The organism is Amycolatopsis endophytica, from assembly GCF_013410405.1.
GTDB classification, from domain to species: domain Bacteria; phylum Actinomycetota; class Actinomycetes; order Mycobacteriales; family Pseudonocardiaceae; genus Amycolatopsis_E; species Amycolatopsis_E endophytica.
In genome coordinates this window covers 2,613,513-2,627,260 of record NZ_JACCFK010000001.1, presented here as the reverse complement: position 1 = coordinate 2,627,260, position 13,748 = coordinate 2,613,513, and the positions used below count along the sequence as shown (strand labels likewise).

12 protein-coding genes are annotated in these 13,748 nt (G+C 69.0%); 8 read left to right on the top strand and 4 right to left on the bottom strand.

Features of this window, described 5'->3' with window-relative positions; genetic code table 11:
- Window positions 1–8 precede the first annotated feature (8 nt).
- Complete coding sequence (locus HNR02_RS13075; RefSeq protein ID WP_179773458.1) at window positions 9–1,133, bottom strand: isochorismate synthase; 1,125 nt, start codon at window positions 1,131–1,133, stop codon at window positions 9–11.
- Window positions 1,134–1,213: 80 nt separating this feature from the next.
- Window positions 1,214–1,525, bottom strand: a complete 312-nt coding sequence (gene mihF, locus HNR02_RS13070) for an integration host factor, actinobacterial type (RefSeq protein WP_179773457.1) — start codon at window positions 1,523–1,525, stop codon at window positions 1,214–1,216.
- 259 nt (window positions 1,526–1,784) lie between these two features.
- Here mihF and HNR02_RS13065 point away from each other — a divergent pair, with 259 nt between their 5' ends.
- The 8 genes from HNR02_RS13065 (at window position 1,785) to HNR02_RS13030 (ending at window position 10,936) form a co-directional block, all read left to right on the top strand.
- Entirely contained in the window at window positions 1,785–3,407 is a 1,623-nt protein-coding gene (locus tag HNR02_RS13065) for a long-chain fatty acid--CoA ligase (RefSeq protein WP_179773456.1), read from the top strand.
- Between the two features lie 67 nt (window positions 3,408–3,474).
- Complete coding sequence (locus tag HNR02_RS13060; protein ID WP_179773455.1) at window positions 3,475–5,193, top strand: TIGR03767 family metallophosphoesterase; 1,719 nt, start codon at window positions 3,475–3,477, stop codon at window positions 5,191–5,193.
- Between the two features lie 9 nt (window positions 5,194–5,202).
- Window positions 5,203–5,604 carry a PaaI family thioesterase gene (locus HNR02_RS13055; protein ID WP_179773454.1) on the top strand — a complete coding sequence of 134 codons (402 nt, stop codon included), beginning with the start codon at window positions 5,203–5,205 and terminating at the stop codon, window positions 5,602–5,604.
- Between the two features lie 46 nt (window positions 5,605–5,650).
- Entirely contained in the window at window positions 5,651–6,835 is a 1,185-nt protein-coding gene (locus HNR02_RS13050; RefSeq protein ID WP_179773453.1) for a C39 family peptidase, read from the top strand.
- A gap of 72 nt (window positions 6,836–6,907) precedes the next feature.
- A complete protein-coding gene (locus HNR02_RS13045; RefSeq protein ID WP_179773452.1) occupies window positions 6,908–8,008 on the top strand; it encodes an S-(hydroxymethyl)mycothiol dehydrogenase in 1,101 nt (366 codons plus the stop codon).
- 188 nt (window positions 8,009–8,196) lie between these two features.
- On the top strand, window positions 8,197–8,850 hold the full coding sequence (locus tag HNR02_RS13040; RefSeq protein WP_218902830.1) for a TetR/AcrR family transcriptional regulator: 654 nt from the start codon (window positions 8,197–8,199) through the stop codon (window positions 8,848–8,850).
- Between the two features lie 2 nt (window positions 8,851–8,852).
- Window positions 8,853–9,752, top strand: a complete 900-nt coding sequence (locus tag HNR02_RS13035) for an ABC transporter ATP-binding protein (RefSeq protein WP_179773451.1) — start codon at window positions 8,853–8,855, stop codon at window positions 9,750–9,752.
- Window positions 9,749–10,936, top strand: a complete 1,188-nt coding sequence (locus HNR02_RS13030) for an ABC transporter permease (protein ID WP_179773450.1) — start codon at window positions 9,749–9,751, stop codon at window positions 10,934–10,936. Before HNR02_RS13035 ends, HNR02_RS13030 begins: the two co-directional genes overlap by 4 nt.
- Window positions 10,937–10,985: 49 nt before the next feature.
- Here HNR02_RS13030 and HNR02_RS13025 read toward each other — a convergent pair whose 3' ends face one another.
- Window positions 10,986–12,323, bottom strand: a complete 1,338-nt coding sequence (locus HNR02_RS13025; RefSeq protein ID WP_312860988.1) for a cryptochrome/photolyase family protein — start codon at window positions 12,321–12,323, stop codon at window positions 10,986–10,988.
- 109 nt (window positions 12,324–12,432) lie between these two features.
- On the bottom strand, window positions 12,433–13,743 hold the full coding sequence (locus HNR02_RS13020; RefSeq protein WP_179773449.1) for a citrate synthase: 1,311 nt from the start codon (window positions 13,741–13,743) through the stop codon (window positions 12,433–12,435).
- Between the last annotated feature and the right edge of the window lie 5 nt (window positions 13,744–13,748).

The following is a 13,748-nucleotide window of genomic DNA, read 5'->3' as shown; positions in this document are numbered from 1 at the left end:
GCGCAGCGTTACTCCAACCCCATAGCGCGCAGCAAAGTCCGGAACTTGGCCGAGGTCTCATCCAACTCGGCCTTCGGATCCGAAGCAGGCACGATCCCCCCGCCCGCGTACAACCGCATCCGCGAGGAAGAAACCTCCGCACAACGAATGGACACCGCCCATTCGCCGTCCCCGGAGGCATCCATCCACCCGACCGTCCCGGCGTAGTACCCGCGGTCGAACGGCTCCAGCTCGCCGACGAGTTCACGCGCCTCCACAGTCGGCGAGCCGCAGATCGCGGGCGTCGGATGCAGCGCACCGGCCAGGTGCAGGGCGGTCACGTCCGGATCGACCAGCTCCCCGGTCACCATCGTGCTCAGGTGCCACATCGTCGGCGTCGACACGAGTGACGGGGTGCGCGGCACGCTCAACCGGCGGCAGAACGGCCGCAGCGTTTCGACGATCGCCTCGCTCAGGACGGCGTGCTCGACGTGGTCCTTGCGCGAGGAGGACAACCGGTCCGCGTTCTCCCGGTCCGTGACCGGGTCGGCCGAGCGCGGTGCGGAACCGGCGTGGGGGTGCGACACGACGCGCCGGCCGCTGCGGGACAGCAACAGCTCGGGCGTCGCGCCGAGCAGTGATCGTCCGCCGGGCAGGGCCGCGGCGAACGTGTAGCCGTGCGAGTTGTCCTTCAGCAGGTTGCGCAGCACGGCTTTCGCCGGGACCTCGCCGGGAAACTCCAGGTCCAGCGCGCGGGCGAGCACGACCTTGCGGAGGCCGCGGTCCTGCAACGCCCGTACCGCGCGCGCGACCGCCTCGACGTGGGCGACCGGCTCCGGCACGGCCCGGACCGCGGACGGGCCGTCGATGGTCAGCCGGGGCAGCGCAGCGGCCGAGGGATGCGCCGGGCCGGATACCCGCGCCACCGAGGGCACGACGAGGTACCCGGGCGTCGCGGTGGTGTCGAAGGGCAGGACACCGACCGCGAGTGAGCCCGGGGACCCGGCCAGAGCGGCCGGGACCGCGTCACCGAGCGCCGGCACGTCGGTATCGGTGAAGGTCAGCCGTGAGCCGGAGCCGAGGATCGTGTGCCGTGACGTGGCGAACCAGAAGTCGCCCGGCGTGTAGTCCTCGATCAGCTCTACGGCATCCACGCCCCCATTGTGCGCCCGCTCAGGCGTCGGCGAGCGGAAGTGTCACTCGCGCAACACTTCCCGCCGACCTGCGGAAACGCCTACTTGAGGGCGTCGATCAGCGCCGCGCGCTGACGCTCGCCGAGCCCGCCTGCCCGCCGGTCCGGGTCGATCCCGGCCTTCTCCAGCAGCGCGGCGACCTTGACGGCGCCGAGTCCCGGCACCGCCTTGAGCAGCTGGGTGACCTTGGTCTTGCCGATCGTCTTGTCGTCCTTGGCCTTCGACAGCACCGTGTCGATGGTCTGCTGACCGGACTTGATCGACGCGAGCAGCTCGGAGCGAGCCTTCCGGGCCTCGGCCGCCTTGGCCAGGGCTTCCGCCCGCTGCTCCGGGGTCAACGTGGGCAGAGCCAACGTAGTAGTCCTTCCGTGTGTCGGATATCCGCTCTCGCGGCGACGGCTGGCACCCAGCACGGTGCTTGCTCGCGCAAGCGCTGGCCAGGCCGTCTGGTCCACGCGCCCAGTAAACGCCACCTGGGCCGATGCCGCGACACCGACACGCGAGGAAACCCCCGGTCGGGGCGGGCGCGATCAGTCCTGGCGATGGGGCGCATCTTCCACTTAGAGTGACCACAACACGTTCACCGTCGAACTTCGTCACGCGGGAGTGGCCATGTTGAGCACGATGCAGGACGGACACCTTTCCCTGGCCAACCTGCTGCAACACGGCAGCCGGGCGCACGCCACCAGTCAGGTGACCACGTGGACCGATCAGGGGCCGCGCCGTGAGACCTACGCCGACCTCGGTCGTAACGCAGCGCGACTGGCGAACGCGCTCCGTGGTCTCGGTGTCACCGGGGACCAGCGGGTCGGCACCTTCATGTGGAACAACGCCGAGCACCTCGTGGCCTACCTCGCGATCCCCGCGATGGGCGCCGTGCTGCACACCCTCAACATCCGGCTCTTCCCGGAGCAGCTCACGTTCGTCGCCAACCACGCCGAGGACCAGGTCGTGCTGGTCGACGGGTCGCTGGTGCCGTTGCTGGCCAAGCAGCTGCCCGAGATGAAGACCGTCCGGCACGTCATCGTCGCCAACGGGGACGCGGCCACGCTGCAGGCACCCGAAGGCATCGAGGTGCACTCCTACGACGCGCTCTTGGCCGCTCAGCCCGACACGTTCGACTGGCCGGACATCGACGAGCGCTCCGCGGCGGCGATGTGTTACACGTCGGGCACGACGGGTGACCCCAAGGGTGTCGTCTACTCGCACCGCTCGATCTGGCTGCACTCGATGCAGGTGTGCATGAGCGACAGCATGCGGTTGGGGCCGGAGGACAACGCGCTGGTCATCGTGCCGATGTTCCACGCGATGTCGTGGGGCATGCCGTACGCGGCGTTCATGGTCGGCGCGTCGCTGCTCATGCCGGACCGTTTCCTGCAGCCGGGTCCGCTCGCGCAGATCCTGGCGTCGGAGAAGCCGACGTTCGCCGGTGCGGTGCCGACGATCTGGCAGGGCCTGCTGCAGCAGCTCGAAGCCGAGCCGCAGGACATCTCGCACCTGCGCGAGGTGGTCGTCGGCGGTTCGGCGTGCCCGCCGTCGCTGATGCACACCTTCGAAGAGCGCTACGGCGTCCCGATCCTGCACGCCTGGGGCATGACCGAGACCTCGCCGCTGGGCAGCGTGGCGCGCCCGCCCGCGGGCGCGACCGGCGAGCGGGCCTGGCAGTACCGGTACTCGCAGGGCCGGTTCCCCGCCTCGGTGCGTGCCCGGCTCATCGACGACCACGGCAACGAGCAGCCGTGGGACAACGAGGCCGTCGGGGAGCTGGAGGTCGCGGGGCCGTGGATCGCGGGCGGCTACCACGGCGTGGCCGATCCGGAGAAGTTCCACGACGGCTGGCTGCGCACCGGTGACGTGGGCAAGATCAGCCCGGACGGCTACCTGACGCTGACCGACCGCGCGAAGGACGTCATCAAGTCCGGCGGCGAGTGGATCTCGTCGGTCGATCTGGAGAACACCGTGATGAGCCATCCGGCGGTCGCTGAGGCCGCGGTGGTCGGCGTGCCGGACGAGAAGTGGGACGAGCGGCCGCTGGTCGCGGTCGTGGTCCGGGAAGGCCAGAGCGTGACCGCGGAGGAGCTTCGCGAGTTCCTGAGCGACAAGGTCGCGAAGTGGCAGCTGCCGGAGCACTGGACGTTCGTCGACGAGGTGCCCAAGACCAGCGTCGGCAAGTTCGACAAGAAGCGCCTGCGCGCCTTCCACTCGCAAGGAAAGCTCGACGTCACGCACTTCTGATGTTCGCCTGAAGGCCATCCGCGTCGTGTTGGATGCGGATGGCCTTCTCACACGATCTGGGGGACGCATGGGACTCAGCAGGCGTAGTGTGCTGACCGCCGCCGGGGTGGCCGGGCTCGGCGTGGCCGTCGGGACGCCGTCGGCGGAGGCGATCGACCGGGCGTTGCGGGAAACCACGAAGCGGGCCGTGACCCCGGCGGGCACGACGCTGGAGTCCGTCGCGACCCCGGTCGACGGCACTGCCGCGTACACGCGCCTGACCGTTGGTCCGGGCTGGCCGCTGGTGGCGCGGGAGGACCTGGTGGCCGCGCGGGGCGGCCGGGACGACCGCCGCGTCGCGCTGACCTCGTTCGTCCAGTTCACCGATCTGCACATCACCGATTCCGAATCGCCCGCCCGGTTCGAGTACCTGCACCCGCTGATCGGTTCCGCCCACCGGCCACAGGAGACACTGGGCCCGGTCGCCACGGCCGCGCTCGTGGACCGCGTCAACAGTGTGCGGCGTGGCCCGTTCACCGGGCGGCCGTTCGACTTCGTCATGACCACCGGCGACAACACCGACAACCATGAGCAGCTCGAACTGGCGTGGTTCCTCGGCGTGCTCAACGGCGGCGAAGTCACGCCGAACTCCGGCGACCCGAACGCCCACGAGGGCGTGCAGGCATCCGGCCACCCGCTGTACTGGAACCCGGATCGCCGCCTCGATGGCGACTGGTCGGCCTTCCCGGTGATCCCCGGCATCCTGACCGCGGGCACCCGCCCGTTCACCTCCGCGGGCCTGGACGTGCCGTGGTACTGCACCTTCGGCAACCACGACGACAGCATCGCGGGCAGCCTGCCGGACCTGCCGGGCATGGAGCACTGGTACACCGGCCGGTACAAGGTGATCGGCAAGGACTCGCAGACCACGGTGAAGCTCGCGCGGGCCGTCCGGACGCCGGGCGCGAGCGTCCCGGCGTCCGAACTGTTCGGCGGCAGCGGCACGATCCGCGAGATCACCCCGGACGAGCGGCGCAGGCCCTTCACCACCGCCGGGTTCGTGCAGGCGCACCTCGACCCGGCCAACACCGGTCCCGGCCCGGAGGGCCACGGATTCACCGGCAGCAACGCCGACGGCGTCGACGTCTACTACACGTTCCGCATCGCGCCCGGCGTCACCGGCATCAGCCTGGACACCACCACGCTCGCCGGGTTCGCCGACGGGTCGATCGGGCTCGGGCAGTACCTGTGGGTCGAGCAGACGCTCAAGCGCGGCAGCTCGGTCTACTACGATTTCTGGGGCAACAGGGTCACACACAGCGTCACCGACGAGCTGTTCGTCCTGTTCAGCCACCACACCTCGGACACGATGGGCAACGTTCTGCCGGATGCGCGGCATCCGCTGGAGCCGCGCCTGGCCGGCGACGCATTCGTCGCGCTGCTGCACCGGTTCCCCAACGTGCTGGCGTGGGTGAACGGGCACACGCACAGCAACAAGATCACCGCGCGGCCGGGTGCAACGCCCGGTCAGGGGTTCTGGGAGATCAACACGGCCTCGCACGTCGACTTCCCGCAGCACGCCCGCGTGATCGAGGTGGCCGACAACGCCGACGGCACGTTGTCGCTGTTCACCACCCTGATCGAGGCGCGGGCGCCGTACTCGGCCGGCTACGGCGACACCTCGCCCACCGCGCTCGCGTCGCTGTACCGGGAGCTGTCGTTCAACGACCTGCACGCCGACCCGGGGCACGTCGGTTCGGCGGGCGACCACAACACGGAGTTGTTGATCGCGCATCCCTTGCGCTAAAACCGGATCATGACTGACTCTGCCGGAACCGCGCTGTTCCACCAGTCGATGCCGTTCTCCGAACGGCTCGGAATCGAGGTGCTGGAGCATTCGAAGGACATCGTGAAAGCGCGGCTGGCGTGGGACGCCACGCTGTGCACGATCGGCGGTGTCCTGCACGGCGGCGCGCTGATGGCGCTGGCCGACTCGACGGGCGCGGTGTGCGCGTTCCTCAACCTGCCCGAGGGGGCGCAGGGCACGTCGACCATCGAGTCGAAGACCAACTTCCTGCGCGGGGTGCGCGAGGGGCACGTGGTCGCGACCGCGAAGCCGCTGCACACCGGGCGGAAGGTGATCGTGGTGGAGACCGAACTGCACGACGACGCGGGCAAGCTCGTCGCCAAGGTGACCCAGAGCCAGGCCGTCCTTTAGTTGGTAAGTGGTTTACACCACCTCGGGCGCGGGTGAGAATTCACTGATGACCCGCGCTCTGCTCGCCGTGCTCGCCGCCGCGATGATGGCGACGGTGACCGTCCAGCCCGTCGCCGCCTCGCCGTCCCGGTCCGACGACGAGGCGATCGACTACCACGAGTGGTCCCGCTCCGGACCGTTCGCGCCCGCCGGGGTCGTCAGCCACGACGGGCGTGACTACGAACGGTCGCAGTGGACCTCGCCGTTCCACGAACCCGGCTTCGACGCCACCGAGCTGATCGCGTCGTGGAACGCGCGGACGCCGCCGCGGACGTGGATCCAGGTCGAGGCACAGGCGCGGACCGCGACGGGCGAGGAGACCGCGTGGTACGTCATGGGTCGGTGGGCCAGCGGCGACGGCGACATCCAGCGGACGAGCGTCGCGGGCCAGGACGACGCGCACGCGCAGGTCTCCGTCGACACGCTCGTCATGAAACCCGGCGTCCTGCTGCGCTCCTACCGGCTGCGCGTCTCGCTCTACCGGGCCGAGGGCAGCCACGCGATGCCCACCGTGACGTCCGTGGGGGCGATGACGTCGAACGTGCCGGAACGGTTCGAGGTTCCGGTCTCGCCACCCGGCCGGGCTTCCGGCATCGAGCTGCCGGTGCCCGCCTACGCGCAGAACCTCCACAAGGGACACTTCCCGGAGTACGGCGGGGGCGGCGAGAGCTGGTGCAGCCCGACATCCACCGAAATGGTGGTCGAGTACTGGGGCCGCCGCCCGCGCGAGGAGGACATGTCCTGGATCCCGGCGGGCTACCCGGACCGCACCGTCGACTACGCCGCGCGCAACACCTACGACCACTCCTACGAGGGCACCGGGAACTGGCCGTTCAACACCGCCTACGCGGCCACCTTCGGGCTGCGCGGGCACGTGACGCGGCTGCACTCGCTGACCGAACTGGAGGACTACATCGCCCGCGGCATCCCGGTCACCACGTCCCAGTCCTTCCTGGCGAGCGAACTCGACGGCGCAGGCTACGGCACCGCCGGGCACATCATGGTCGTCGTCGGGTTCACGGCGGACGGCGACGTGATCGCCAACGATCCGGCGGCCAACAGCAACGACAACGTACGCACCGTCTACCAGCGGGCACAGTTCGAAAACATCTGGTTGCGCACCAAGCGGCACGCCGAGGACGGTTCGGTCGCGAGCGGTCCGGGCGGTGTGGTCTACCTGATCACCCCCTGAGGACCTATCGTGATCCGTGCATCCATGGCAGGCTCGGATCAGGCGCGAAGATGCGAAGGGCAGGTACGCCGAATGCCGCACGAAGTACAGGGTGTCGTCTCACGGGCGAAGGGTGAACCGGTCACGCTCGAGACGGTCGTGGTCCCGGATCCCGGTCCCGGCGAGGCGGTCGTCTCGGTGAAGGCGTGCGGGGTCTGCCACACGGACATGCACTACCGCGACGGCGGCATCAACGACGAGTACCCGTTCCTGCTCGGTCACGAGGCCGCCGGGTACGTCGAGCAGGTCGGTCCCGGGGTGACCGATCTCGAACCGGGCGACTTCGTCATCCTCAACTGGCGTGCCGTGTGCGGGACCTGCCGGGCATGCCGGCGCGGTAAGCCGTGGTACTGCTTCAGCACCCACAACGCGTCGCAGCCGATGACGCTCGCCGACGGCACCGCGCTGTCCCCGGCGCTCGGGATCGGCGCTTTCCTGGAGAAGACGCTCGTCCACGCCGGGCAGTGCACGAAGGTCGACGAGCGGGCCGAACCGGCGGTCGCCGGGCTGCTCGGATGCGGTGTCATGGCGGGCATCGGCGCGGCCATCAACACCGGTGCCGTGACCCGCGGCGATTCGGTCGCGGTCATCGGCTGCGGCGGGGTCGGCGACGCGGCGATCGCGGGCGCGCGGCTGGCCGGTGCGTCGACGATCATCGCGCTCGACGTGGACGACGCGAAACTGGAGTGGGCCACCGGCTTCGGTGCCACCCACACCGTGAACTCGCGCGGGAAATCGCAGGACGAGGTCATCGAGGCCATTCAGGACCACACCGGCGGATTCGGCGCCGATGTCGTCATCGACGCCGTCGGCAGGCCGGAAACGTGGAAACAGGCTTTCTACGGACGCGATCTGGCCGGCACGGTCGTCCTGGTCGGCGTGCCCACACCGGACATGCGGCTGACCGACATGCCGCTCATCGACTTCTTCTCACACGGCGGCTCGCTCAAGTCCGCCTGGTACGGCGACTGCCTGCCCTCGCGGGACTTCCCCATGCTCGTGGACCTCTACCTGCAGGGACGCCTCCCGCTCGACAGGTTCGTCACCGAACGGATCGGCGCCGACGGGGTCGAGGACGCCTTCGGCAAGATGCACCGCGGTGAGGTGCTCCGCAGTGTGGTCGAATTTCCGTAAGGTCGCGGCTACTGGTAACTGGTGAACCCGTTCGGGTCATCCGCGACGCCTCGTTCCGGATCGTCTAATATCGCCCGCCTACAAAAGGCACCGCGCCTCACACCGGATTTCCCGATACTCTCGGAACCGGTGGGGGCAGGCGAACCACGAGGCATGGTGGTCAACAATGACGGGCTCCAGTGCGACCCATGGACGATGAGAGTCGCAGTGTGATCGGACGGGTCCGGCCCTCCAGCGCGCTCGCGAACGCGCGCGGACGCCCCACGGCCGCGCGCGTGTCGGATGACGTGCTCCTCGACGCGGCGCGCCGGTGCGTGCTGGCGTCCGGGCTGAGGCGCACGACGCTGGCCGAGATCGCGCGGACGGCGAAGGTCAGCCGGATGACGCTGTACCGCCGGTTCCCCGACGTGCGCAGCGTGTTGTCGGCGCTGATGACGCGCGAGTTCGGCGCGGTGCTGCACCAGGCCACGGTGAGCGGGGCGGACGCCCCGACCGCGCGGGCGCGACTGGTGCGCAGCTCGGTGGCCGCGGTGCGGCTGCTCAACGCCGATCCGCTCATGCGGACGGTTCTGGACGTCGACACGGCGCTGGTCGTGCCGTACGTGCTGGAACGGCTCGGCGGCACCCAGCGGCTCGGCGAGAAGTTCATCGTCGCGCTGCTGGAGGCCGGGCACCGGGACGGCTCGATCCGGCGTGCCGCGACGCCGGTTCAGGCTCGGTCGGTGCTGCTGGTGGTGCAGTCGTTCGTGTTGTCGATGCGGCCGGCCACGGCGGATGTCGCGGCCGAGACGCTGCTCGGCGAGCTGGCCCACCACCTCAACGCGGCGTTGCGGCCGCTGTGACCGTGCGCGCGCCGGCACTGACGATCGACCGGGTGTCCAAACGCTACGGTTCGGTGGTGGCTTTGGACGAGATCTCGTTCGAGGTCGGGTCCGGCGAGCTGTTCGGTTTCGTCGGCAGCAACGGCGCGGGCAAGACCACGACGATGCGGATCGCGCTGGGTGTGCTCGCGGCGGACAGCGGTGAGGTGCGGTTCGCCGGGGAACCGGTCACGCACGACACCCGCACGCGGATCGGGTACATGCCGGAGGAACGGGGCCTGTACCCGAAGATGCGGGTGCTCGACCAGCTCGTGTACCTCGCGGAGCTGCACGGGATGGACAACCTTCGGGCGCACCGGGCGGCGGAGAGCTGGATCGCGCGGCTGGGGCTGGCGCGGCGGCGGCAGGACGAAGTGCAGAAGTTGAGTCTCGGCAACCAGCAGCGCGTCCAGCTGGCGGCGGCGCTCGTGCACGATCCGGCGGTGCTGGTGCTGGACGAGCCGTTCTCCGGGCTGGATCCGATCGCGGTGGACGTGATGAGCGATGTGCTGCGGGAGAAAGCGTCTTCCGGGGTGCCGGTGGTGTTCTCCAGTCACCAGCTGGACCTGGTGGAGCGGCTGTGCGACCGGGTCGGCATCGTCCAAAAGGGACGGATGGTGGCGTGCGGGACGGTTGCGGAGCTGACCGCCACGGGTTCGCACCTGGTGGTTTCGGCCGCCGCGCCGGGCTGGGCCGACACGCTGGCCGGGGTACGGGTGGTGTCCGACGAGCCGGGGCGCACGGTGCTCGCGCTCGGTTCCGGGGTGGATGACCAGATCGTGCTGGCCGCGGCGCTGGCTGCCGGACCGGTGCGAGAATTCCGGTGGCAGCGGCCGAGCCTGGCCGAGTTGTTCCGGAACGTGGTCACGGGGAGCGAGTCATGACCGTCCCACCGGTGAGGGGCGTGGCACTGGTCGCGCGGCGGGAGCTGAACACGCGCCTGCGCACCCGGTCGTTCGTGGTGGGGACCGTCGTGATCCTCGTGGTGCTGGCCGGTTACCTCCTGCTGCAGGCGACGCTCATCAGCGGCGCCAACACGGCGCGCATCGGATTGGCCGGCCAGACCACCGGCGTCGCGGAACAGCTGCGAACAGCGTCCGCGGCCGTCGGCGAAACCGTCGAAACCGTCCCGGTCGAGGGCCCCGAGCAGGGCACGCGGCAGGTCCGTGACGGTGACCTGGACGCGGTACTGTCGGGCAGCGCCGCCGATCTGCGGGTGACGGTGAAGTCGGAGCTGGACCAGCAGCTGCGGGCGGTGCTCAACGCCATCGCGCAACAGCAGGTGCTGGACGCGAAGCTCGTGGAAGCCGACCTGGATCCGGCGCAGGTGATGCGTGAGGTCACGCAAGCCCAGGTGCAGGTGACCGAGCTGGATCCCCGCGAGGCGGACGCCGATCAGCGGCTCGCGATCGGGATCGTGATCGTGTTCCTGTTGTTCTTCGGGATCCAGGCTTACGGCGGCATGGTGGCGCAGGGAGTGGTGGAGGAGAAGGCGAGCCGTGTCGTCGAAATCCTGCTCTCCACGCTGCGCCCGTGGCAGCTGATGCTGGGCAAGGTCATCGGACTCGGCTTGGTGGGTCTCGTGCAGCTGGCGATCTTCGTCGTGGTGGGTCTCGGAATGGCGACGCTGAGCGGCGCCCTCACCCTCTCCAGCGTCGCGATCGGTACCGCTTTGTGGGGTTTGCTGTGGTACCTGCTGGGCTTCTTCCTGTACGCGATGGTCTACGCCGCAGCCGGTTCACTGGTGTCGCGGCAGGAGGACACCGCATCCGTGGTGACGCCCGTGAGTCTTACCTTGACAGTCGGTTTCGTGGCAGGCTTCAACGTTCTCATCCAGGACCCCGATTCGGCGGGCGCCCGGGTTCTGTCACTGGTGCCGATCTTCTCCCCGATCCTCATGCCGGGCCGCATCGCGGCTGGGGTCGCCGTCGGATGGGAGATCGTTCTGGCGCTGCTGCTCACCGTGGCTTTCGGCGCACTGCTGACCGGAGTGAGCGGCCGCATCTACCGAAACGCGGTGCTGCACACCGGAACGCGAGTCAAGCTCCGCGCCGCCCTGCACGGTTGACACCCGGAGATCTGCGCCCGGCAGCACAAGCCGAACCAAGTCCTCGCCGTCACTTGCCGATGGCGTTGAAGCGGGTCAGTGCGATTTTTCGTTCCTCGGCATGGTCGACGATCGGCTCCGGATAGCCCCTGGGCAGCGAAGGGAGTTTCCACGGCTGGTGGACCGCTTTGCCACCGATCTCGCGCAGCTCCGGCACGTACCGGCGCACGTAGTCCCCGTGTGGGTCGAACTTTTCGCCCTGCGTGGTGGGGTTGAAGACGCGGAAGAACGGCGCCGGATCGGTGCCCGTGCCCGCCACCCATTGCCAGTTCAGCTGGTTCGACGCCAGGTCACCATCGACCAGATGCCGCATGAAGTGCCGTGCGCCCAGCCACCACGGTAGGTGCAGGTCCTTCACCAGAAAGCTTGCCACGATCATCCGCACCCGGTTGTGCATCCAGCCTTCGGCCAGCAGCTGGCGCATCCCGGCGTCGACGATCGGGTAGCCGGTTCGGCCGTCGCGCCAGGCGTCGAACGTGGTGGCGGGCTTGTCGTACCGCAGGTCGTCGAACCGGCGATCGTAGTTCCGCCGCGCGGTTTCCGGGCGGTGGAACAACAGGTCGGCGTAGAACTCGCGCCACGCGATTTCGCTGCGCAGTGACTCGACATCCTTGCCGTGGCGCGCCTCCAGGTCCGCCAGTAGCGTCCGTGGGTGGATGCAGCCCCAGCGCAGGTAGGGCGACAACCTCGTCGTGGCGGGGCGGTCGGGGCGGTCGCGGTCGGTGGCGTAACCGCGGAGGTCGTCGTCGAGGAACGACTCCCACAGATCGTGGGCGGCGGCTTCCCCGGGAGGGGGCAGGGGCGTCGCCCCGAGGTCTGGCGCTTCCGGGATCCTGCCGGGCCTCTCCGGCTCGATCCACTCCACTGTGGACCCGGCGGCGGGCGCGCGCCAGCCGTGACGGCACCAGGCCCGGTAGAACGGGCTGAACACCCGGTAGGAATCGCCGTCCGGCTTCGTGATCCGGCCCGGAGTCACGGCGTAGGGCGAACCGGTCTCCACCCATTCGACATCGCCCAGCGCCTCGGCCACAGCACGATCACGACGACTGCCATACGGAGCGGTTTCGGTGCTGACGTGCACGCTTTCCGCGCCAACGGAGGCAGCGGCACGCGGCACCTCACGCACCGGATCGCCGTGCACCACCATCAACCGGCCGTCGAGGCTGTCCGACAGAGCTTTCAGGCACCCGTAGAGGAAAGCGACACGAGGCTTGCCCGACGGTCGCAACAGTGCGTCGTCCAGGACGTACAACGCGAGGACCTGCGAAGCGCGTTCACCGGCGCTCAGCAGGGCCGGAAGGTCCGCGAGCCGCAAATCGCGCCGAAACCACAACACCGCGGTACTCACGTCGACCGACTCTAGGCGATCCGGTCCGATTCGGCTCGGCAACCATCCTGCGGCAAACGAAAAAACGGCGCGCCCCACGAGGGGACGCGCCGTCCTACGACCAGCGAAATCAGCGCTCGGAGATCGCGGTGTACTCGCGCTCCTTCTCGCCGACGTAGATCTGCCGCGGGCGGCCGATCTTGGTCTGCGGGTCCTGGATCATCTCGCGCCAGTGCGCGATCCAGCCGGGAAGCCGGCCGAGCGCGAACAGCACCGTGAAGAACTGCGTCGGGAAGCCGAGCGCCCGGTAGATGAGCCCGGTGTAGAAGTCGACGTTCGGGTACAGCTTGCGCTCGATGAAGTAGTCGTCCGACAGGGCGGTCTCTTCGAGGCGCTTGGCGATGTCGAGCAGCTCGTCGTTGGGCGCGAGCTTGCCGAGGATCTGGTCCGCGGTCTTCTTGATGATCTTGGCGCGCGGATCGTAGTTCTTGTACACCCGGTGGCCGAAGCCCATCAGGCGCACGCCCTTTTCCTTGTTCTTGACGCGGCTGACGAAGTTCGCGACGTCACCGCCGTCGGCCTTGATGCCGTTCAGCATGTCCAGCACCGCGCTGTTGGCGCCACCGTGCAGCGGGCCGAACAGGGCCATGATGCCCGCCGAGATGCTCGCGAACATGTTCGCCTCGGACGAGCCGACCAGGCGCACGGTCGAGGTGGAGCAGTTCTGCTCGTGGTCGGCGTGCAGGATGAACAGCAGGTCCAGCGCCTTGGCGACCTCGGGGTCGACCTCGTACGGTTCGGCGGGCAGGCCGAACGTCATGCGCAGGAAGTTCTCCACCAGGCCCAGCGAGTTGTCCGGGTACAGGAACGGCTGGCCGATCGACTTCTTGTAGGCGTAGGCGGCCAGCGTCGGCACCTTGGCCAGCAGCCGGACCGTGGACAGCTCGACGTTCGGCTCGTCGAACGGGTTGAGCGAGTCCTGGTAGAAGGTGGACAGCGCGGACACCGCGGAGGACAGCACCGGCATCGGGTGCGCGTCACGCGGGAAGCCGTCGAAGAAGCGCTTGAGGTCCTCGTGCAGCAGGGTGTGCCGGTTGATCTTCTGCGTGAAGTCGTCCAGCTGCGCCTGGGTCGGCAGGCTGCCGTAGATCAGCAGGTAGGAGACCTCAAGAAAGCTGGAGCGCTCGGCGAGCTGCTCGATGGGGTAGCCGCGGTAGCGGAGGATCCCGGCGTCGCCGTCGATGTAGGTGATGGCCGAGGAACACGACCCGGTGTTGACGAAACCCGGGTCGTAGGTGATGTACCCGGTCGACGCCAGCAGCTTCCCCAGCTCGATGCCGGGAGCACCCTCGACGGCATTGACAACCTTCAGCTCGTGCTCGCCAGTCGGTAGGCGCAGCGATACGGTGCCGCCACCGGTCGCCGCAGTCGCGTCGGACATGCAGG

Excerpts from the sequence above, each read along its gene's own strand:
- HNR02_RS13030 (WP_179773450.1), top strand. The coding sequence starts at position 9,749 with ATGACCGTCCCACCGGTGAGGGGCGTGGCACTGGTCGCGCGGCGGGAG.
- HNR02_RS13065 (WP_179773456.1), top strand. The coding sequence starts at position 1,785 with ATGTTGAGCACGATGCAGGACGGACACCTTTCCCTGGCCAACCTGCTG.
- HNR02_RS13020 (WP_179773449.1), bottom strand. The coding sequence starts at position 13,743 with ATGTCCGACGCGACTGCGGCGACCGGTGGCGGCACCGTATCGCTGCGC.
- HNR02_RS13045 (WP_179773452.1), top strand. The coding sequence starts at position 6,908 with ATGCCGCACGAAGTACAGGGTGTCGTCTCACGGGCGAAGGGTGAACCG.
- HNR02_RS13040 (WP_218902830.1), top strand. The coding sequence starts at position 8,197 with ATGGACGATGAGAGTCGCAGTGTGATCGGACGGGTCCGGCCCTCCAGC.
- HNR02_RS13050 (WP_179773453.1), top strand. The coding sequence starts at position 5,651 with ATGACCCGCGCTCTGCTCGCCGTGCTCGCCGCCGCGATGATGGCGACG.
- HNR02_RS13055 (WP_179773454.1), top strand. The coding sequence starts at position 5,203 with ATGACTGACTCTGCCGGAACCGCGCTGTTCCACCAGTCGATGCCGTTC.
- HNR02_RS13060 (WP_179773455.1), top strand. The coding sequence starts at position 3,475 with ATGGGACTCAGCAGGCGTAGTGTGCTGACCGCCGCCGGGGTGGCCGGG.